At 69.9% G+C, this 19,478-nt stretch carries 15 protein-coding genes; 7 read left to right on the forward strand and 8 right to left on the reverse strand.

Translation table 11 applies throughout. The features are described from left to right. The first annotated feature begins 6 nt into the window (after positions 1-6). The 3 genes from KUTG_RS03565 to KUTG_RS03575 are packed head-to-tail and all read left to right on the forward strand — an operon-like array spanning position 7 to position 4,922. Positions 7-1,452 (forward strand): arabinofuranosidase catalytic domain-containing protein, encoded by a 1,446-nt coding sequence (locus tag KUTG_RS03565; RefSeq protein WP_043714869.1) that lies wholly within the window; start codon positions 7-9, stop codon positions 1,450-1,452. 11 nt (positions 1,453-1,463) lie between these two features. Beyond that, the gene (locus KUTG_RS03570) at positions 1,464-3,443 is read left to right on the forward strand and encodes an alpha-L-fucosidase (protein ID WP_232240637.1); all 1,980 of its coding nucleotides are present in this window, start codon (positions 1,464-1,466) and stop codon (positions 3,441-3,443) included. A gap of 12 nt (positions 3,444-3,455) precedes the next feature. Then, the gene (locus KUTG_RS03575) at positions 3,456-4,922 is read left to right on the forward strand and encodes an arabinofuranosidase catalytic domain-containing protein (protein WP_043714871.1); all 1,467 of its coding nucleotides are present in this window, start codon (positions 3,456-3,458) and stop codon (positions 4,920-4,922) included. 152 nt (positions 4,923-5,074) lie between these two features. Here KUTG_RS03575 and KUTG_RS03580 read toward each other — a convergent pair whose 3' ends face one another. The 6 genes from KUTG_RS03580 to KUTG_RS03605 all read right to left on the reverse strand — a co-directional run bounded on the left by KUTG_RS03580 (position 5,075) and on the right by KUTG_RS03605 (position 12,998). Beyond that, positions 5,075-6,451 carry an extracellular catalytic domain type 1 short-chain-length polyhydroxyalkanoate depolymerase gene (locus tag KUTG_RS03580; RefSeq protein WP_063753476.1) on the reverse strand — a complete coding sequence of 459 codons (1,377 nt, stop codon included), beginning with the start codon at positions 6,449-6,451 and terminating at the stop codon, positions 5,075-5,077. A 25-nt stretch (positions 6,452-6,476) separates the two neighbouring features. Next, a complete protein-coding gene (locus KUTG_RS03585) occupies positions 6,477-7,766 on the reverse strand; it encodes a poly(ethylene terephthalate) hydrolase family protein (RefSeq protein WP_232240638.1) in 1,290 nt (429 codons plus the stop codon). Positions 7,767-7,987: 221 nt separating this feature from the next. Beyond that, positions 7,988-9,919 carry a hypothetical protein gene (locus tag KUTG_RS03590; protein ID WP_043714874.1) on the reverse strand — a complete coding sequence of 644 codons (1,932 nt, stop codon included), beginning with the start codon at positions 9,917-9,919 and terminating at the stop codon, positions 7,988-7,990. A gap of 4 nt (positions 9,920-9,923) precedes the next feature. Next, entirely contained in the window at positions 9,924-10,799 is an 876-nt protein-coding gene (locus tag KUTG_RS03595; protein ID WP_052393870.1) for a carbohydrate ABC transporter permease, read from the reverse strand. Then, the gene (locus KUTG_RS03600; RefSeq protein WP_043714876.1) at positions 10,789-11,670 is read right to left on the reverse strand and encodes a carbohydrate ABC transporter permease; all 882 of its coding nucleotides are present in this window, start codon (positions 11,668-11,670) and stop codon (positions 10,789-10,791) included. Before KUTG_RS03600 ends, KUTG_RS03595 begins: the two co-directional genes overlap by 11 nt. Continuing rightward, positions 11,667-12,998, reverse strand: a complete 1,332-nt coding sequence (locus KUTG_RS03605) for an ABC transporter substrate-binding protein (RefSeq protein ID WP_043714878.1) — start codon at positions 12,996-12,998, stop codon at positions 11,667-11,669. The genes KUTG_RS03600 and KUTG_RS03605 overlap by 4 nt, the downstream gene beginning before the upstream one ends. Before the next feature lie 286 nt (positions 12,999-13,284). Between KUTG_RS03605 and KUTG_RS03610 the strand changes: the two genes are divergently transcribed. Beyond that, entirely contained in the window at positions 13,285-14,055 is a 771-nt protein-coding gene (locus KUTG_RS03610; protein WP_232240639.1) for a FadR/GntR family transcriptional regulator, read from the forward strand. Between the two features lie 221 nt (positions 14,056-14,276). Here KUTG_RS03610 and KUTG_RS03615 read toward each other — a convergent pair whose 3' ends face one another. Next, positions 14,277-14,960, reverse strand: a complete 684-nt coding sequence (locus KUTG_RS03615; protein WP_198046992.1) for a helix-turn-helix domain-containing protein — start codon at positions 14,958-14,960, stop codon at positions 14,277-14,279. Between the two features lie 70 nt (positions 14,961-15,030). Here KUTG_RS03615 and KUTG_RS03620 point away from each other — a divergent pair, with 70 nt between their 5' ends. The 3 genes from KUTG_RS03620 (at position 15,031) to KUTG_RS03630 (ending at position 17,465) form a co-directional block, all read left to right on the forward strand. Further along, positions 15,031-15,849, forward strand: a complete 819-nt coding sequence (locus KUTG_RS03620) for a phytanoyl-CoA dioxygenase family protein (RefSeq protein WP_198046993.1) — start codon at positions 15,031-15,033, stop codon at positions 15,847-15,849. Further along, positions 15,846-16,112, forward strand: coding sequence for a hypothetical protein (locus tag KUTG_RS03625; protein WP_043714881.1), 267 nt, complete (start codon positions 15,846-15,848; stop codon positions 16,110-16,112). The genes KUTG_RS03620 and KUTG_RS03625 overlap by 4 nt, the downstream gene beginning before the upstream one ends. A 321-nt stretch (positions 16,113-16,433) precedes the next feature. Then, on the forward strand, positions 16,434-17,465 hold the full coding sequence (locus KUTG_RS03630; RefSeq protein WP_052393873.1) for a LacI family DNA-binding transcriptional regulator: 1,032 nt from the start codon (positions 16,434-16,436) through the stop codon (positions 17,463-17,465). Between the two features lie 6 nt (positions 17,466-17,471). On the opposite strand, the gene KUTG_RS03635 is transcribed toward KUTG_RS03630, so the two are convergent. Further along, a partial coding sequence (locus KUTG_RS03635) for a beta-galactosidase (protein WP_198046994.1) occupies positions 17,472-19,478 on the reverse strand: 2,007 nt, incomplete at its 5' end.

Below are 19,478 nucleotides of genomic sequence, written 5' to 3' on the forward strand. Positions count from 1 at the left end.
TGGACAATGTGGTCTCGAATCGCGATAGCGCTCGCCCTGCTGGCGGCCGCGGTGACGTGGTCGGCGCCGGCATCGGCGGCCGCCACCGGCCCCTGTGACATCTACGCCGCCGGCGGCACGCCGTGCGTGGCCGCGCACAGCACCGTGCGCGCGCTGTACGGCTCGTACAACGGCAGCCTCTACCAGGTCCGGCGTTCGTCGGACAACACCACCAGGAACATCGGGGTCCTGACGCCGGGCGGCGTCGCGGACGCCGCCGCGCAGGATTCGTTCTGCGCCGGCACCTCCTGCGTCATCACCGTGCTCTACGACCAGTCCAGTCACGGCAACGACATGTGGTACCAGGGATCGAGCGCCGTTCCCGGCTCGAACCAGAGCAGCCCCACGAACGCGACGGCCGAGTCGCTGACGGTCGGCGGGGACAAGGCCTACGCGCTGCACACGAACCCCGGGAACAGCTACTGGCGCGACGGCCATCTCACGGGAATTCCCACCGGCACCGCGCCCGAAGGCATGTACATGATCACCAGCGGCACGCATGTCAACGGCGGCTGCTGCTTCGACTACGGCAACAGCGAAACCACCAGGAAGGCCGACGCGGCGGGCGCGATGGACGCCATCAACTTCAGCACCTCGTGCTGGTTCGGCGGCTGCACCGGAAGCGGCCCGTGGGTCCAGGCCGACCTCGAATGGGGGCTCTACCCCGGCGGAAGCCAGCAGTGGAACCCCAACCAGCGCGCCTTCACCAACAAGTACGTCACGGCGATGCTGAAGAACAACGGCACCTCCCGCTTCGCGCTCAAGGGGGCCAACGCGCAGGCCGGCAGCCTGACGACCCTCTGGGACGGCTCGCTGCCGCCCGGCTACAGCCCGATGAAGAAGCAGGGCGCCATCGTGCTGGGCAGTGGCGGCGACTGCTGCAAGCCCGGCGGCGGGGCCAACCTGAGCGCGGGCACCTTCTACGAGGGCGCGATGGTGGCCGGCTACCCGTCCGACGCGACGGAGAACGCGGTGCAGGCCAACATCGTCGCGGCCGGGTTGGGCGGCGGCGCCAGCAGCGGCTCGACCGGGCCGATGCACGCGGTCGGCGCCGGCAAGTGCCTGGACGTCAACAACATGAGCACGACGCCGGGCACCCAGCTGCAGATCTGGGACTGCAACGGCGGCGCCAACCAGGCGTGGACCCGGACCGCGAGCGGGCAGCTGACCGTCTACAGCGGCAGCAGCACGATGTGCATGACCGCGGCCAACACCACTGCCGGCACGCCGGTCGCGATCCAACCCTGCGGCAGCGCGACGAACCAGCAGTGGCACTTCAACGACGACGGCACGGCCACCGGCGTCCAGTCCGGGCTGTGCCTGGACGTGAGCGGCGCCTCGACCGCCAACGGCGCCAAGGTCCAGCTCTGGACGTGCAACCACGGCAGCAACCAACAGTGGACGCTCGGCTGAAAGGTTCCACCATGTCCTTGTCCTCCCGCCGGTTCAGCCGGCGCACGCTGCTGAGCGTCGCCGGGTTCACCGGCATCGCCGCGGCCGGCGGCCTGGTGCGCCCCGGCATCGTCTGGGCCACCGCCGGACCCACCAGCTACAGCCCGACCTGGGCGTCCGTCGACCAGCACCCGCCCGCGCCGGAGTGGTACCAGGACGCCAAGTTCGGCATCTACTACCACTGGGGCGTGTTCAGCGTCCCCGCGTTCGGCAACGAGTGGTACCCGCGCAACATGTACAACAACGGGTCGGCCGAGAACAACCACCACAAGGCCGTGTACGGCGACCCGTCGGTGTGGCCGTACCAGAACTTCATCCTCGGCGCCTCGGACAAGGCCGGCAACCGGGTGCAGTTCGCGCCGAAGCTGGCCTCGGCGGGCGGCAACTTCGACCCCGACTCGTGGGCAAAGCTGTTCGCGGCCGCCGGCGCGAAGTTCGCCGGGCCGGTCGCCGAGCACCACGACGGCTACTCGATGTGGAACAGCGGCGTCAACGAGTGGAACTCGGTCAAGACCGGTCCCAAGCTCGATCTGCTGCGGTTGCACGCCGACGCGATCCGCGGCCAGGGGCTGAAGCTGGTGGCGGCCCTGCATCACGCCTACCACTTCAACGGCTACTACCAGTACGTGCCGTACCAGTCGACCGAGTCGCTGCGCCGGCTGTTCGGCCAGAACGGCTCGGCCGCCGAGAACCAGCTGTGGTACGACAAGCTCCAGGAGGTCATCGACGGCTACCAGCCCGACCTCGTCTACCAGGACTTCGACCTGGGCCTGGTGGACGAGTCGAGGCGGCTGGCCTTCCTCGCCCACTACTACAACCAGGCGGTGGCCTGGAACCGGGACGTGGTCGCCACCTACAAGGACGGCCTGGACAACAAGGGCGAGGTCTACGACTTCGAACGCGGCGGCCCGACCAGCCTGCAGTTCCCGTACTGGCAGACCGACGACAGCATCTCCCCCACCAGCTGGTGCTACACCGTCGGCCTGAGCTACTACTCGGCGAAGTCGCTGCTGCACTCGCTGGTCGACCGGGTCTGCAAGAACGGCAACCTCCAGCTCAACATCGCCCCGATGGCCGACGGCACCATTCCCGACCAGCAGCGGACGATCCTGCTCAGCATCGGGGACCACCTCAAGCGCTTCGGCGAGTCGATCTACGCCACCCGGGCCTGGACCGTCTACGGCGAGGGCCCGACGCAGATGGGCGGCAGCGGCCCGAAGGAGGGCACGAACCGGGACATCCGGTTCACCCGCAGCAAGGACAACACCGTCCTGTACGCCACGGTCCTGGGTTGGCAGGGCAGCACCCTCACCATCACCAGCCTGGGCTCCAACCAGGTCAGCCTGGCCAACCTGAAATCCGCACAGTTGCTCGGCCCCACCGCCGGCACGTACGTCGACCTGCCGACCCGCACCCAGGACGGCGGCGGGCTGCACCTCACCATGCCCTCGTCCAATCCCCCGTTCGACGCGCTGGCCTACGTGGTCAAGCTGACCTTCACCGGCCAGATCCCCACGCCCGGCTCGGGCCCGCTGCCCACCGCCTGGGCGCGGATCGCCAACGGCACCACCGGTCTGGTGCTGGACGGCGGCGGCAGCGTCGCCGCCGGCTCCCGGGTCAAGCAGTGGAACTGGGACGGCAGCAACAACCTCCAGTGGCAGCTGGTCGACGCCGGCGGCGGCTACTACCGCATCGTCAACCGCACCGACGGCCTGGTCATCGACAGCGGCGGCAACACGGCCAACGGCGCCACCCCCGTCCAGTCGTCGTGGAACGGCGGCAACAACCAGCAGTGGCGGCTCAACAGCATGGGCAACGGCCTTTACCAGATCATCAACCGCGGCACCGGCACCGCCCTGGACGGCGCGGGCGATCGCACCGTCGGCGACCCCGTCGTTCTGTGGGCTCCGAACAACAGCACCAACAACCAGTGGACCATCACCGCCGTCTGACCAGGGAGACACATGGGAAGCAAGCTGCTCCTACGGGCCGGCCTGGCCGCCGCGCTCGTGCTGGGCGCACTGTTCGCGACCAACACCACCACACCCGCCCCGGCCCAGGCTGCCACCAGCCTGGCCTGTGACATCTACGCGACCGGCGGCACGCCGTGCGTCGCGGCACACAGCACCACCCGGGCGTTGTTCGCGGCCTACAACGGCCCGCTGTACCAGATCCAGCGCAACTCCGACAAGAAGACCCTCGACATCGGCGTGCTGGCGGCCGGCGGCGTCGCCGACTCCGCGCCGCAAGTCACCTTCTGCGCCAGCACCTCCTGCACCATCACGAAGATCTACGACCAGAGCACCAACCACAACGACCTGCCCATCTCCTGGGGCGGCTTCTGGCACGGCCCCGGCCCCAACGGCTCGGACATCGGGGCCAACGCGATGGCGCTGCCGGTCACCGTGGGCGGCCATCCGGCGTACGGCATCAAGAACACGCCCGGCACCGGGTACCGGATCGACGTCGCCAAGAACGCGCCGACCGGCTCCCACCCCGAGGGCGTCTACATGGTGACGTCGTCGAACTACGTCAACGGCCAGTGCTGCTTCGACTACGGCAGCGGCGAGACCTCGCACAACGACACCGGCAACGCCACCATGAACGCCATCGAGTGGGGCACCGCGTGCTGGTTCGGCAGCTGCGTCGGCAGCGGCCCGTGGGTCGAGGCCGACCTGGAGAACGGCATGTACCACACCGGAACCGGCTCCAACAAGGACCCGAACAACCCCGGGGTGCACTTCCCGTTCGTCAGCGCGTGGGAGAAGAACAACGGCACCAGCAACTTCACCCTCAAGTACGGCAACGCCACCACAGGCGGACTGACCACGCCGTACTCGGGCGCGCTGCCCAAGGGCTACTCGCCGATGAAGACCGAGGCCTCGATCCTGCTCGGCACCGGCGGCGACAACAGCAACGGCGGCGTCGGCGAGTTCTTCGAAGGCGCAGTGGTCTCGGGCTTTCCCTCTGACGCCACGGAAAACGCGGTGCAGGCCGACATCGCCGCCGCCGGCTACACCAGCGGCAGTGGCGGGGCCACCGGCGCGTTGCGCAACACCGCGTCGAGCCGCTGCCTCGACGTCAACAACAACACCACGACGCCGGGAACGCAGGTCCAGATCTGGGACTGCAACAGCGGCGCCAACCAGACCTGGACGCGTACGCCCGCCGGTGAGCTGACCATCTACTCCGGCGACACGATGCGCTGCCTGGACGCCAACGCCCAGGGCACCAGCCCCGGCACCAAGGCGATCATCTGGAACTGCAACGGACAGAACAACCAACAGTGGACGGTCAACGCCGACGGCACCGTCAAGGGCGTCCAATCCGGGCTCTGCCTCGACGTGACCAACTCCGGCACCGGCAACGGCGCGCTGGTCCAACTGTCCACCTGCAACGGTCAGCCGAGCCAGAAGTGGGCCCTCGGCTGATCCCCTGACCGGTCGCCCCGGGAGCTCCGGGCGGTCCTCCCCTGGCGACCGAAACCGGGCACGGCACGCGAAGCGTGCCGTGCCCGGTCCTTTGTGTGCGGGGTGGTCAGCAGGTGGAGTTGGTCTGGGTCACCAGGCCCCGCCGCTGCGGATCAGATCGCCGTGGCTGACGTCCTGCGTCCAAGGTGTGCCGCTGAAGGTCGACCGCCACCGAATCCACTGCCACTGAGGGTCCACTGCTGGTTGGAACCGCCGTTGCACGACCACAGCTGGACGAGCGCGCCGCTGGCCGTGGAGCGCCCGGAGACGTCGAGGCACAGTCCCGACTGGACGCCGGTGATGGTGCCGTTGGCATTGACCGTCCACTGCTGGTTGGCCTGCCCGTTGCACGACCAGAGCACGACCTTGGTTCCGGTCGCGGTCCCGTTGCCGTAGGCGTCCAGGCACATCGTCGAGCCGCCGGACTGGATCGCGAGCCCGTTACGCGTCCAGCGCTGGCTGGCCGCGCCCGAGCAGACCTGGATCTGCACCTGGGTGCCGGCCGAGGTCGAGCCGTCCAGGCACTTGCCCGCGCCCACCGCGCGCAGTTCGCCGGCCGTCTGGCCACCGCCGCCGCCGTCCAACCCCAAGAAGTGGATCGCGTAGGCCGCCATCCCGTTCTGTGGCAGGGCGTGTCCGACGCCGGCGATGCTGTATGCCTCGACGTCGACGTTCCCACCGCTGTCCGCGTAGCGGGTGCGAGTCCACCCGGACTGCGGGGCGTCGGTGGAGGTCGGCGTCTGACTCAGCCCGAAGACGTTGGTCCACTGCTTGATCTCTTCACCGAAGTTGTGGTAGTAGAGCGTGGTGTCCGCAGTACCGTGCCACAACTGCATCCGCGGCCGCGACCCGCTGTAGCCCGGGTACGCCCCACGCACCAGGTCACCCCACTGTTGCGGGGTCTTGGTCAACTGGCCCTGAGCGCACTGGGCGTTCCATTGTGAGCCGTCGGTCGTGGCGAAACAGCCGAAGGGCACGCCCATGAAAGCGGCGCCGGCCTTGAACACGTCCGGGTAGTCGCCGAGCATGACGTTGGTCATCATCGCGCCGGAGGACTCGCCGGTCACGTAGACCCGGCCGGCGTCGGCGCCGTTGTGCTGCTCGACGTACTGGATCATGGACACCAGGCCGGCCGGGTCGTTGTTCCCGTTGTGGGTCAACGAACTCGGCGAGGACACGTCCCAGCAGTCGTAGCTGCGGGTCACCGACGGGTAGATGACGACGAAGCCGTACTGGTCGGCGAGGGACGCGAACTGGGTGCTCGAGTAGAGGTACGGGCCCGACCCCTGGCAGCCGTGCAGCGCGAGCAGGATCGCCGGGTGCGCCTGGACGTTGTCGGGCACGTACTCGTACATCTTGAGGTTGGACGGGTTGTTGCCGAAGTTGGTGACCTGGGTCAGCGTCGCCGCCGACGCCTGCGGCGCGATCACCGCCGTGGCGGCGCACATGGCCATCGCCACCACCGCCGTGAGCAGGGTTGTCAGTCTCATGCCAAGTCGCTCCCTTGCGACGCGCTCAGCCGAGCCGCCATTGCTGGTTGGATTGTCCGTTGCAGGTCCACAGTTGGACCAGTGCGCCGTTGCTGGTGGCGCCGGCGCTGACATCAAGACACAGCCCGGACTGGACGCCCGTCACGCTGCCGTCGGCGTTGAGGCGCCACTGCTGGTTGACCTGGCCGTTACAGGCCCAGGTGATCACCCTGGTGCCAGGACTCGTGCCCTGCCCGTAGGCGTCCAGGCACAGCTGCGAGCCACTGGTCACGCTGAGCTGGTTGGCGTCGGTGTGGGTCCAGGCCTGGCTCGCGCCACCGGTGCAGTCCTGGATCTGCGCCTGACTGCCCGAGGATCCCGCGTTCAGGCACTTGCTGGCGCCCACGGCGTGCAGGGGTCCCGTGTTGGCCGGGGGCGGCGTCGTCCCTCCGCCGGGCACGTACGGGCACTTGGGCCGGTACGCCGAGATGGTGCCGGGATCGGGCAGCGTCGGGCAGAGGAACTGGGTGTAGCGGGTGTCGTTGTCCACGAAGGTCTTGAGCCACGGGATCAGGACCTTCATCTCGATGTTGTTGGGGTGCGTGTAGTAGACGTGGTCGGCCCCGGCGATCTGCACGAAGTCGCTCGGCGTGCTGGCCGGCATGGTGGCGTAGAGGCTGTCGACGTAGGACGGCGTGACCACGGTGTCGTTCTGCCCGCCGATCACCATGGTCGGCACCGTGTCGGTCGACAGGTTCTGGGACGGGGAGAACGGCGCGAGCGCGACGGCGGCCTTGAGCGACGGGCGGTGCTCGGTGGCGTAGACGACCCCACCGCCGCCCATGGAGTGGCCGAGCACCGACAGCCGATTCGGGTCGACACGGTCGCGCACGGGGCTCTTGGTCGTCAGATAGTCCAGCGCGGCCAGCAGCTGGGTGCCCCGTGCGGTGTCGTAGTCGGTCCGGCTGTTGGTCTCGACGCCGATCACCACGAAGCCGAAGGACGCGAGCCATGGGCCCATCCAGGCTTCCTCGTTGGCGAACAGCGCGGTGTAGCCGGGCACGATCGCCAGCGCGCCCCAGGTGCCCAGGCTGGTGTCCGTCGGGTAGTAGATCATCCCGCCGTTGAACCCGTTGCCCGGTGACACGCTCACCGACGCGGTGGCGAACGGGCCGCGGTTGGCCTCGATCATGCCGATGGTCGGATCGGGGCCGCGCTGGTAAGGATTGCCGTCGGCGTGCGGGGCCGGCGTGGTGGCCGCCATGGCCGTGGCCGCCGGCGTGAGGATGACCAGCCCGACCATCGCCGTCAGCGCCGCCAGGACGAGCCTGACCAATCGCCGCCACCCGGGGTCCCGTGCCGATATGTGGTGTCGTCGCATCCCCAGCCTCCTTGTCACCATGGGAAATCGCCCGCCGGTCGGCCGGACGGGGAATGTGTCGGGCACATCGTTCCAAGTGCGGTCCGACACATGCTCGGCGTTGTGGCCCCGGGTTTCCCACCGGTCCAAGACAGCAGGTCAAAGGCGTGCGACGACACCCGTCTTCCGTGAAAATTTCACCGCGCCCGGCCTTCGGCGTACTCGTCGAACGGTGTCCGATAGCTGGGGGTGTTGCCGCGCAACGTGAGCGCGAGGGTCAGGCGGACACGGGTGGAGGCCGGCAGTTCGACGGCCAGCCATGGGCCGTCGACGACCATCGACTCCTCGGTGACCTGTGGCCGGCCGTGCCCGTAGTCGTAGAGGCCGCCGATCCACGCCTCGTCCCGGCACACGGTGTGGCGCACCCGGCGAATGGTGTGCTCGGCGAACGCGCCGGCCTGCACGATCACCGTGCGCTGCTGCTGCGCGTCGAGATTGACCAGCTCGACGACGGTCGCGTCCGGCTCGATGCCGGAGACCAGCGCCGCGACCCCGGGCGGCAGGCCTGGGCGACGCGCATCGGCGTCGTAGTAACGCAGCCGGGCCTGGGGCAGGCCGCCGTTGTAGATCACCTGGGGCGCGCCCCACGTCAGCTGCACCAGCGCCTCGGTGACGACGGGATTGGACTGCTGCCACAGGTGGATGTCCGCCTCCGGCACGTCCCGGTCCTTGTGCCGCGCCATCCGCGCCAGCCGGTGGCGCACCTGCGCCTGCGCGGCGGCCAGGATCCGTTCCGGGTAGTCGGGATTGTCGCCGCCGAGGTAGGCCAGCCAGGGTTCTTCGTGCCCCGCCTCCTCCTTGCCCCGGAACGAGCGCACCGCACACCAGTCGTGGCCGCTGGCCGCACGCAGCCGCAACAGCCGCCAGCGGTCGGCGTCGCTCGCGCTGTGGTGCCACAGCGCGGTGGGCACGGCCATCAGCATCGGGTTGTGGTCGAACCAGCCTCGGTCGTCGTGACGGAAGGGCACGTGCAGCGTTGGCGTGCTGACCTCGTCGCCCAGCTGGACCGTCCACCTGGAACGCAGGCTGGAGTCCGACTCGGTGAAGGCGATCGTCTTGCCGTTGGCGATGATCGCGTCCAACGCCGGCCGCACGAGGTCCAGGTGGGTCTCGTCACCGGTCGCGGCGACAGCGGCGACAGCGGCGACGACCGCGGCCTGCCCGACGCTGTACCAGCCGTGCGGCCAGGACCAGCCGTAGTGACCGCCGTACCAGCGGCCCTCCAGCAACCCGCCGACCGTGCCGTCCGGTGCGACGTTGTCGGGCAGCACGCCGCCGTTGGCCGCGGCGCGCTCCCGCCAGGCGCCGACGTACTCCGCGATCCACTCGCGGTACTTCCGTTCTCCCGACAGGAGCAGGGCGTTGTGCACGAGCCCGGTCGCGGCCAGGTTGACCGCTGTGTCGCCGACGCCCAGCCGCTCGGCCATTTCGCGGCCGAGCCTCGGATCCTGGTCGCGCGGCGGCTCGTCGGCGCCCGGCGGCAGCAGCCAGCTGAGCGGAAAGCCGTACGTCGCCGCTTCCTGCGGCAGCCACGGATACGAGGCTCCGTCGAACAGGCCGCCCCGTTCGGCGTCGGATCCGTTGTGCGGGCGCGTGATGATGCGGTGTTTCGGATCGTAGTTGCCGTGGGCCGGGTCGACGTACAGGTCGGCGAAGCGCAGCGCGCGCCGCTGCCACCGGTCGGGCGCGGCCATGCACAGGAAGTAGAGCAGCAGCAGGCTTTCGCCCTGGTGGAACCAGTCGTATCCGCGTTCGTACTCGTCCTTGAGCATGCCGAGCTCGGTGAGCTGCCGGGTCACGCCGTGCCAGTGGCGTTCGGACTCGGCCAGCAGGTCGTCGGCTCCGCCGAGCAGGTAGAGCTGCGGCCAGTTGAAGAAGGACTCGTAGAAGTCGTCCACGCCGTCCCGGGAGGTGAGCCGGTCCCGGTAGGCCAGGCCGCCGTCCGGCCCGGTGAAGTCGCGGGCGAACTGCCGCCACGCCTGGTCGAGCAGGTCGAACAGGCCCCGCTGGGCGACCGCCCAGCCGGGCGGTTCGAGCAGCGGCACCGAAGCGGTGATCACGGGATGCATGAGGTCAGTCCTTCGTCGCGCCGGCGAGCAGGCCCGCCACCAGGAAACGTTGGGAGAACAGGAAGACCAGCAGCACCGGGGTGATCGCCAGCAAGGTGGCCAGCGCCACCTCGGGCCGCTGCACCGCGAGCTCGCCGGCCGTCGGGTTGAACTGCGGCACGTTGTCCAACAACGTGCCCAGGCCGACCTGGACCGGGACCTGGTCGCTGCCGGGCAGCAGCACGTACGGCAGGAAGTAGTTCGTCCAGTTCGCCACGAAGCTGAAGAAGCCGACCAGCGCCACGACCGGGGCGGCCAGCGGCAGGGCGATGTGCCGGAAGGCCGCGAACGCCGAGCAGCCGTCGAGTTCGGCCGCGTCCAGCAGCTCCCGGGGCAACGCGGCGCCGAAGTAGATGTAGGCCAGGTACACCCCGAAGGGATAGAACGAGTACGGCAGGATGATCGACCACATCGAGCCGATCAGGTGCACCGCGTTGACTTCGAGGAACAGCGGCACGACCAGGGTCGCGTTGGGCATCAGCATGACCACCAGCGTGGCGACCAGCAGCGTGCGCCGGCCGCGGAACTCGGTCACCGCCAGGGCGTAGCCGGCCGGGATGGCCACGCACAGGGTGATCGCCAGCGCCAGGAACGCGTACACGGCGGAGTTGCGCAGCCACACCAGGATCGCGCCGCTCTGGTAGCCGGTCAGCGCGTCCCAGTTGGCCCGCAGCGCCTGCCACGACCCGAACGACAGCGGGTTGCCGTGCACGAGCTGGTCGTCGGTCTTCGTGGCCGCCAGCACCAGCCAGATCACCGGCAGCACGAAGAAGACCGCGAACAGCAGGAGCACCAGCGCCGCGAGCGGGTTCGGAATCGGCCGTCGGTTCTCAGTCCGCATCGAAGAACCCCGACCGCACCACGAAGACGGCGGCGACCACCAGCCCGACGACCAGCAGCTCGACCGAGATCGCCGCCGCGGTGTTGACATCGTCGTTCTGGAAGGCGAAGTCGTAGGACAGCTGGTTGGGCGAGTAGTCCCGCCCGGCCACGCCGACGCTGGCCTGTGAGAGCAGCTGGGGCTCGACGAACAGCTGCGTGCCGCCGGCGAACGCGAGGATGACCATGTACACGATCCACTTGCGCAGCAACGGGATCTGGATGCGTCGCGCGGTCTGCCAGGCGCCCGCCCCGTCGATCCGCGCCGCCTCCAGCACCTCGGGGGAGATGGTGTTCAGCGCCCCGTACATCACCACGATCCAGCCGCCGGCGCCCGTCCAGAACGCGATCATGGCGAACAGCACCGGCAGGTTGCCCGGCGCGATCACCTGGCCGAAGGTCTGATAACCGACGGCGCGCAGCAGAAAGCCGACGGGGCTGACCGCCGGATCCAGCACGAACAGCCAGACCAGCACGCTGGCCGCCCCCGCGAGCGCGCCGGGCAGGTAGTACAGCAGGCGCAGCGCCCGGCCGACGCCGCGCGCGCCGAGCCGGTGCAGCAGCAGGGCCAGGCCGACCACGAACACGACGAGGGCGGCCAGCCAGCACACCAGGTACAGGGCGACGTGGCCGATCGACGGCAGGAAGCGGAAGTCGGCCGCGGCGACGGCGAAGTTGGACAGGCCCGCGAACGCGCCGCCGGAGTCGGTGAAGGCGTAGTAGATCGCGTAGACCGTGGGCACGACCCCGAACGCCGCCAGCAGAATCACGTAGCCGGCGACGAAACCCGGCGCGGACCGGCTCCGGCGCGGCCGCGACGCGGCAGTGGTCACCGGGTCACCTGGTAGCCGTCGGAGCGGGCGTAGTCGGCGATCGCCTGCTGCCACGCGGGCAGCATCGACACGAGGGACTTGCCGGCGGTCAGTCCGGGAGTGACGGTGGCGGCCCAGATCGCCTCCTGGCTGAACTGGCCGTAGCCCCAGTCCGGCCACACCTGGCCGGCCGCGGCCTGCAACGGCCCGATGACGTCGTTCGCGTAGTAGCCGGCGGCGGACTGGGCGGCCAGCCAGGTCTTCGCCGCCGGGGCGTAGGCCGGGTAGCCGACGGCGACCTTGCCCTGGTAGTCGTCCGAGGTGGTGACCCAGGTCAGGAAGTCGGTGGCCGCCTTGAGATGCGCCGAGTGCGCCGACAGCAGCCAGGTGCCGCCGCCGACGTTGCCGACGGCCGGGCTCGGGTCGTCGGACCACTGCGGCATCGGCGCGACCGCGATCCGGCCCTTCGGCGTCTTGAACGTGCCCTGGAACAGCGAGCCGCCGTACCAGGACGGGCCGGGCATCATGAGGATCTTGTCGGCCTCGTTCTTGTCGAAGTCCGAGGAGAAGACGCTGCCGGCCGACATGCTCCTGGCCGCGATCAGGCTGTCCAGCAACGAGGCCATGCGCGTGCAGGCGGGGCTGGTGGTGTTCACCGTGACCGCCTTCGGCCCGGTGATGTGGTTGGCGCCGCACTTGCTCGCCCACAGGTAGATCTCCGGCGTGAAGGTGTCGCCGGCCGCGCCGACCAGATAGCCCGGGTGCTCGGCGGCGACCTTCTTGCCCAGCGCCTCGTACTGTTCCCACGTGGTGGGGACCTGGTAACCCCACTGGGCCATCAGCGTGGCGTCGTACCACAGCACGGTCTGCGCCAGGTCGTTGCGCAGGCAGTAGACCGTGCCGTCCACAGTGCACGGTTGGTTCGCGTTGCGGGCCCAGCCGTCCAGGAGGGACTGCGGCAGCAGGCCCTTGTTGAGCGGGGCGGCGAACTTGGCCGTGACCGCCCAGGTCGCCTCGTTGTTCTGGGAGCTGAACACCACGTCGGGCCAGCCGTTGCCGGTGCGGTTGAACAGGCTCACCTTGGTCTGCAGGTAGTTCGACCCGTTGGCGTCGCCGTCGTAGGTGACGATGTCCATCTTCACGGCGGGGTGCTGCTTCTGGTACAGCTGGGCGGCGGGCAGCCGGGTCGAGTCCACCCACACGGTCAGCGGGCCGTCGGACTGCGGCGCCTGCGTGAAGCCGTCCTTGGCTCCTGCGGTCGAGTCGGCGGCGCCACCGCACGCGGTGGCGGCCAGTGTGAGGGCGGCGCCGGCGGCTAACAGGGCGACTGTCCGGATCCTTCGGATCATGGCTGCTCCACGGCGGTGTGGCGCCCGACCGGACGGGCGGGGCGGCGGGTGAGCCCGGCTGAAGAAGCCCCAGATTAGGCTCCTCATCAGGGCCCGCGTCAAGAGCATGAGCCCACCTATTCACAGCAGGCTTCAAGGTTCACCCTGGTGAAGGCCGTTCAGGTCGGCCGCGTGGCCGCAAAATAAGTCGTACACATATGGCGGCCGGTCGTGGTGGAGTACGCTCATCATGGTGGTCTGGACCGGCCATGCGGTGCCCTCTTGCCCACGACCACGGAGGTACGCGGTGGACGCACTGCCCGGGGAGCCGGTAGCCGTCGGGAAGGCCGGGACCGACCGTGCGGTGACCGCCTACCGTCCCGGCTACGAGCTCGTGGCCGAGCAGATCCTGCAGCTGATCGCCGACCTCCGGCTGCGGCCGGGCGACCGGATGCCGACCGAGAACGAGCTCGCGGCCCGGCTGGGCACCAGCCGCACCGTGGTCCGCGAGGCCGTCAAGATCCTCTCCGCGATCGGCCGGGTGCGGGCGCAGAAGGGCCGCGGCCTCTACGTCGCCGACGACGAGGGCATGCTCGGCACGGCCCGCTGGGGCGGCTTCTTCCTGCCGACCGACCTCGACCACGTCTACATGCTCTTCGAGTTCCGGCGGATCCAGGAGATGGAGGCCAGCCGACTGGCCGCCACCCGGGCCACCCCGACCGAGCTGCGGGCCATCGAGGCCGCGGTGGAGACCTGTCGCCACGGCCATCTCACCGGGCAGGCGGCGGTGTTCGAGCAGGGCGACGACGAGTTCCACGTCGGGATCGCCACCGCGTCGCACAACCCGCTGCTGGTCATCGCCGTCCGCGAGGCGCGCCGGCTCCAGCACCAGTCCAGCGTGATCGGGCTCAACGGCACCATCGGCGGGCACGCCGAGGACGCCGTCGCCGAGCACGCCGCCATCTACCAGGCGATCAGGGACGGCGCGCCGGAGGCCGCCGCGCAGGCGGCCGCGCTGCACATCGACAACACGCTTGAGGACTACCGCCGCGAGATCCAACGCCGCGTGTTCGGCTAGCCGGCCGCGAATACGATAAGCGTGTAGTTTAATGGCAAGTCGGCTCGTCGCGAAATATTAGTAGCGTCGCATATCTATGCCTAGAACATAAGTAAAGTCCCGACCCACATGGGGAGTCTGGTACAAGGATTCCAGGCGTGCGAAAAGTCCGTCGCCTTTTGTAATGGAAGGGAGGAGAAAGGTTAAATTTGGGGGCAAGCGATGTCTCCTCTCCGCCGCCGTTAGCGGCATAAGGTTCCCAGACTTTCCAGTTCACGGATGTTGGGGCTTGGGGCCCGCTCCACCCGGCGCCGCCGGATGTGGCCCACCACGGTGCGTCCGGTGCCGTCGCGGAACAGCCGGGTGAGGTGGCTGTGCGAGACGCCGGCAACGGCGGCGATCGCCGGGACGCTCAACGGCGCGGCCAGATTCTCCTCGATGTGGGCCAGCGCGGCGCGCAGGGCCGGGTGGCCGGGGCCGCGTTCGGCGCCCGGCAGCCCCGTGGTGCGCCACAGCGCGGTCCACAGCTCGGCAGAGGCCCGGGCCGGCGACCGGTCGTTCGCGGCGATCGTGTGCCGCAACAGCCCACGCAGCACAGTCATCTCGGTGCCCGCGCTCTGCATCACCGGCAGTCGATGGCGGTCGTCGTTGCCGGGCAACCGGAAATGGGCGTACAGGTGCTCGCAGCGCGGCCCGTCGTAGTCGAAATGCACCTCGGTGTCCGGCGGGACGAGGCTGACGTGCCCGGGACGGATGGGGTGCGAGTCGCCGTCGAACGCCAGCGTGCCCGAGTAGTTGTACACGTGCAGCTGCCAGAGCTCGGGAAGCCGGAACACCTCGTGTGCGGCAACGAACCCGTGCACCCCGACGCCCGCGTTCACCACCTGCGGCGGCCGGTCGAGCGCCAGCTCCACGAACGGGGCCATGGCGAAAAGCTACCAGTAGTCGCGGATTCCGGCCCACGACGCCGGCGCCGCGGCTTCCTAGGGTTGCGGCATGCCAACCACCCGACAGCTGCTGGACTCCGGCCAGGTGGCGCGGTTCGTGACGCACGGTTTCCTCCGTCTGGACGGGGTCGTGCCACCGGAGATGAACGCGGAGGCGCTCGGCGTGTTCGCCGCCGGGCTGCCGGCCGTGCCGTACGGCACTCCTCTGTCCGCGGCGTTCCCCGTCGGCAGCTTCGCCCGCAGGCTGGTCGAGCTGCCGGCGATCGCCGGCGCCCTGGACAGCCTGGTGGGGCCCGAACCCACCGTGGACCACCACTTCGTGCACACCCGGCAGCCGCGTGAGGGCAGCGCTCAGGCGTTGCACGCCGATGCCCTGATCGACCTGCGATTCGATGCTTTCGACGTGCAGCTCATGTACTTCCCGCAGGACGTCACCGAGGACATGGGCGGCACGCTGCTCGTCCCCGGCAGCCATCTGCGCCGTACCAACGAGTCCGACACCGGCCGCTACCAGAACCTGCTCGGCCAGGTCCGGCTCGTCTGCCCGGCCGGCACGGTCCTGGTGCTGCACCACGGGATCTGGCACGGCGGACGGCGCAACGACAGCGACACCGTCCGCCACATGTACAAGATCCGCCTCAATCCGACCGTGCCGCAGGTTCGGCTCTGGGACACCGCCGACCTGGCCGACCCGGCGGTCCACGAGGAACTGCGCAGGCGGTTCCCCTGGTACGAGGAGGCGTCCGGCCGGCTGGAGATCCACAACCGGATCCGGGTGTGGCGGGCGCTGACCGCCGACCCGGAGTTCGACGTCGACCACTGGGCCACCCGCATCAGCAACCGACCCACGCACAGGAGCCACCCGTGAGGCAACAGGTCCTCGTCCTGTACCTGAACAACTCCAGCCTCGACTCGCCGGTCGTCGGCTGGGCCCGCTACGACGGCACCGGCCGGACCCGTCCCACCACCGGGGACGGCGACGAACCGCCGTACCGGACGGGCGTGGCCGCCCTCGCGGACGGGTGGCGGCTGTTCCAGGCGGCCCAGCTCATACCCCCGTTTCCCGGCGCGGAGCATGAGACCTCCTTCCTCAAGCACGAGTTCTTCTTCGACAAACTCGACGGTCCGTAAGGGTCGCGACACCGTCGAACCGGCCGGCCGGGGCAACCGTTCTGCCGCAACGGGTCGTGGGTGTCCGACGGGTATGGCGGAGCGACGCTCACCGCCCCGACCGGCATGTCGCCGTCGCCGGGCACGCAGTGCGAGGTCCGGGTCGTCGATCCTGTCGACACACCGCTGAACGGCGGCCAACGGCTGCGGACCGGCCTGTGCCGCGGTCACGCCCACGACGTCATGAGTGAACGTTCCTTCCTTGCCCACAACGAATGTTTGCGGTAACACTGAGGTCACGTGAGGTCCTCCGCTGGACAACGCCGTCTTGTGAGGTGGAGCGTGATCGCAGTGCTGCCGTGCCCTGCTCGCCCGACGCTCGCGGATGTGGCGCGGGCGGCCGGGGTTTCCTCGGCGACCGCGTCCCGTGTGCTCAACGGTTTTCCACGGGTGCGGGCCGAGACCCGGCAACAGGTCGAGTCGGCGATGGTCGCGCTGGGCTATGAACGCCAGCGCGCCGCCCGCACGGCCAGCGCGCCACGCACCCGGTCGATCGCGTTCGTGGTGTGCGAGGAGGGCCTGCGGCTGTTCTCCGATCCCTACTTCGGCCGGATCGTGGCCGGCGTCAGCCGCGAGGTGTCCGCCGCCGGGATGCAACTGCTGCTGTTACCGGTTCCGTCCACAAGGGACTGTCAGGAACCGGCGATGAACTATCTGAGCAACGGTCATGTCGACGGCGCGCTGTTCGTCAGCATGCACGGCCGCAGCCCGCTGGACATGGACCGGATCGACGTCCCCGTGGTCATCGGCGGCCGGCCGGTGCACGGCCGCGAGGACGACCAGTTCTCCTACGTCGACGCGGACAACTTCGGTGGGGCGGCGCGGGCCGTTCGACACCTCGTCGACAGCGGGCGCTCGCTGATCGCGACGGTGGCGGGGCCGCGGGACATGACCGTGGGACTGGACCGGCTGGCCGGCTACCGCCGCGTCATGGTCGACGCGGAGCGCTCCGACCACGGCCTGGTGTTCTTCGGCGACTTCGGCCAGGCCTCCGGCGAGCACGCGACGGCCCGGCTGCTGGAACGCCGGCCGGACGTGGACGCCATCTTCACCGCGTCGGACCTGATGGCCGTCGGGGTGCTGCGCGCCCTGCGCCGGGCCGGCCGGCGGGTGCCCGACGACGTCGCCGTGATCGGCTTCGACGACCTGCCCATCGGCCGGCACACCGATCCCCCGCTGACCACCGTCCGCCAGCCGGTCGAGGAGATGGGCGCACGGATGACCCGCGAGCTGCTCGGCCTCATCGTCGACGGGCCGTCCGCGCCCCGACGGATCGTGCTCGACACGGAACTGGTGCTGCGCGCCTCGGCGTGACGGCGCTCAGGTGGCCACGAAGATCCGCACGTCCCAGGCCCCCAGCCGCACCACGGCGCCGCTGGGCACCCAACTGCCGTCCAGCACGTCCGTCAGGCTGGTCGGGGCCTGAGCCTGGACGGGCTGCCAGCTCCAGTTGTGCACCACATGCACGCGCCGGCCGTCCGTGCCGGTCCCCGTCATCACGGTCACGGACTCGGGCCGCTCCCACCAGCCGCTGACCGGTTCCGGTGCCAGCCAGGCGGCCAACGCCCGGGCCAGGCCGGGTCCGGGCACGGTGCCGACGCAGGTGATCCGGCCGGCTTCGTGACGGTGGGTGGTGGCCGCGGGCCAGCGGCCGAAGTGCGGATGGTCGTACTCGGCCAGCACTTCGGCCCCGTCGACGGTCAGACCGTCCACCCAGCGGGTCGCGGTGGCATCGGCCGGCGCCTTGAGCGGACTACCGGGCGCCGCCCGGACCGGCAGGTCGGCGGCGAGGTTGCTGAACTCGTCGTACCAGGCGCCCGCGGCCTCGGCCAACCGCGACTCAAGAGGGACCGTGCCTCGTGATCGGCGTAACCGGTGCGTGGCCAGAACCAGGTGGCCGCCGGCGGCCGCGTAGGTCACCAGCCAGTCGAGCATGGCGTCGTCGGCGAGGTACAGGCCGGCCGCGATCAGCACCGGATGGCGGCGCGCGGCCAGGTCGGGCGGAATCTCGCCGAGCTGGCGGGCGTGGTAGATCCGCACCTGGCGGCCTGCGTCGAACGCGCCGCGGTAGAACGAGTCGAAGATACGGTCGTATGCGGCGGGATCCGGGCCGCCGTCGGGCTTGCCCAGCGGCGGGTACTTCTGCATCAGCCACTTGCTCGGCGCCGAGTAGACCATCGCGATGTCGGCATCCGGCCGGATGCCGGCGACCAACGCGCCGGCCGTGTCGAACTCCGCGCCGAGGCGGGCGATCTCGGCGTAGACGCGGCCCGGGCGGCCGCTGTGCGGCAGGACCCCGCCCCAGAACGTCTCGGTGCCGAAGTGCAGTGTGTGCCAGTGCCAGTACTCGATCATCCGCGCCCCGCGGGCGACCAGCGCCCAGGCCGCCTGCCGCCATTGGCCGTCGTAGCCGGGCCGGTTGTCCCACGGCGAGCTGATCGCCTGGGCGTTGGTCTCGGTGACCAGGAACGGCTCCTGCCGGGAGGAGAAGATCCGGTCGGCGCTGCGGACCAGCGCCCACACCCCGGTCGACAGCCACTGGTGTTCGCGGCCGCCGGTGGGATCGGGCAGTTCGAGGCCGTCCTGCATGTCGTAGTAGGGGTTTCCGGCGGTCACGTCCAGGCTGTCGGTCAGCTCGTCGTCGGCCAGCGCCGGGTGCCCGTAGGCGATGCATGTGGTGACGAACTGCTCGGGGCGGGCGTGCTCCCGGACGATGTCCGCCTGCCAGGCCACGAACTCGGTGGTCTGGCGGGCCAGGAACGCCCGCCAGGCCACGTCGTACTGCGGCTGGGCGTTGCCGTCCGGGGTCCACAGGTCGGCCCAGGTGGACAGCCGGTGCGACCAGTAGACCAGGCCCCATTCGCGGTTGAGGGTCTCGACGTCGCCGTACACGGCCCGCAGGTGGTCCACGAAACGCTGGAACACGCCGTGGTTGTGCGGCAGGCGCAGTCCCGGCTCGTTGTCGACCTGGAAGCCGATCACCGCTTCGTGCCCGGCGTAGCGGCCGAGGATCGCCCGGGTCACCCGCTCGGCGTGGAAGCGGAACGCCGGGTGGGAGAAGTCGACCTCCTGGCGGGCGCCCCAGCCGATGCGCTGCCCGGTGGCGTGCTCGGCGGCGATCTCCGGGCACTGCCGGGAAAGCCAGGGCGGCACCGCGTACGTCGGCGTGCCCAGCACGACCGCGATGCCCCGCTCGTGGGCGCCGTCGAGCACCGGCTCCAGCCAGTCGAGCTCGAACCGCCCGTTCTCCGGTTCCCAGGTGGACCATACGGACTCGCCGACCCGGCTCCCGGTGAACCTCGCCGCCGCCATCAGGTCCAGGTCGGT

The organism is Kutzneria sp. 744 (genome assembly GCF_000568255.1).
Classification (GTDB): domain Bacteria; phylum Actinomycetota; class Actinomycetes; order Mycobacteriales; family Pseudonocardiaceae; genus Kutzneria.

Coding starts and splice junctions, on each gene's coding strand:
- KUTG_RS03570 (WP_232240637.1), top strand. CDS start 1,464: ATGTCCTTGTCCTCCCGCCGGTTCAGCCGGCGCACGCTGCTGAGCGTC.
- KUTG_RS03615 (WP_198046992.1), bottom strand. CDS start 14,960: ATGGCCCCGTTCGTGGAGCTGGCGCTCGACCGGCCGCCGCAGGTGGTG.
- KUTG_RS03605 (WP_043714878.1), bottom strand. CDS start 12,998: ATGATCCGAAGGATCCGGACAGTCGCCCTGTTAGCCGCCGGCGCCGCC.
- KUTG_RS03565 (WP_043714869.1), top strand. CDS start 7: ATGTGGTCTCGAATCGCGATAGCGCTCGCCCTGCTGGCGGCCGCGGTG.
- KUTG_RS03580 (WP_063753476.1), bottom strand. CDS start 6,451: ATGAGACTGACAACCCTGCTCACGGCGGTGGTGGCGATGGCCATGTGC.
- KUTG_RS03595 (WP_052393870.1), bottom strand. CDS start 10,799: ATGCGGACTGAGAACCGACGGCCGATTCCGAACCCGCTCGCGGCGCTG.
- KUTG_RS03590 (WP_043714874.1), bottom strand. CDS start 9,919: ATGCATCCCGTGATCACCGCTTCGGTGCCGCTGCTCGAACCGCCCGGC.
- KUTG_RS03620 (WP_198046993.1), top strand. CDS start 15,031: ATGCCAACCACCCGACAGCTGCTGGACTCCGGCCAGGTGGCGCGGTTC.
- KUTG_RS03575 (WP_043714871.1), top strand. CDS start 3,456: ATGGGAAGCAAGCTGCTCCTACGGGCCGGCCTGGCCGCCGCGCTCGTG.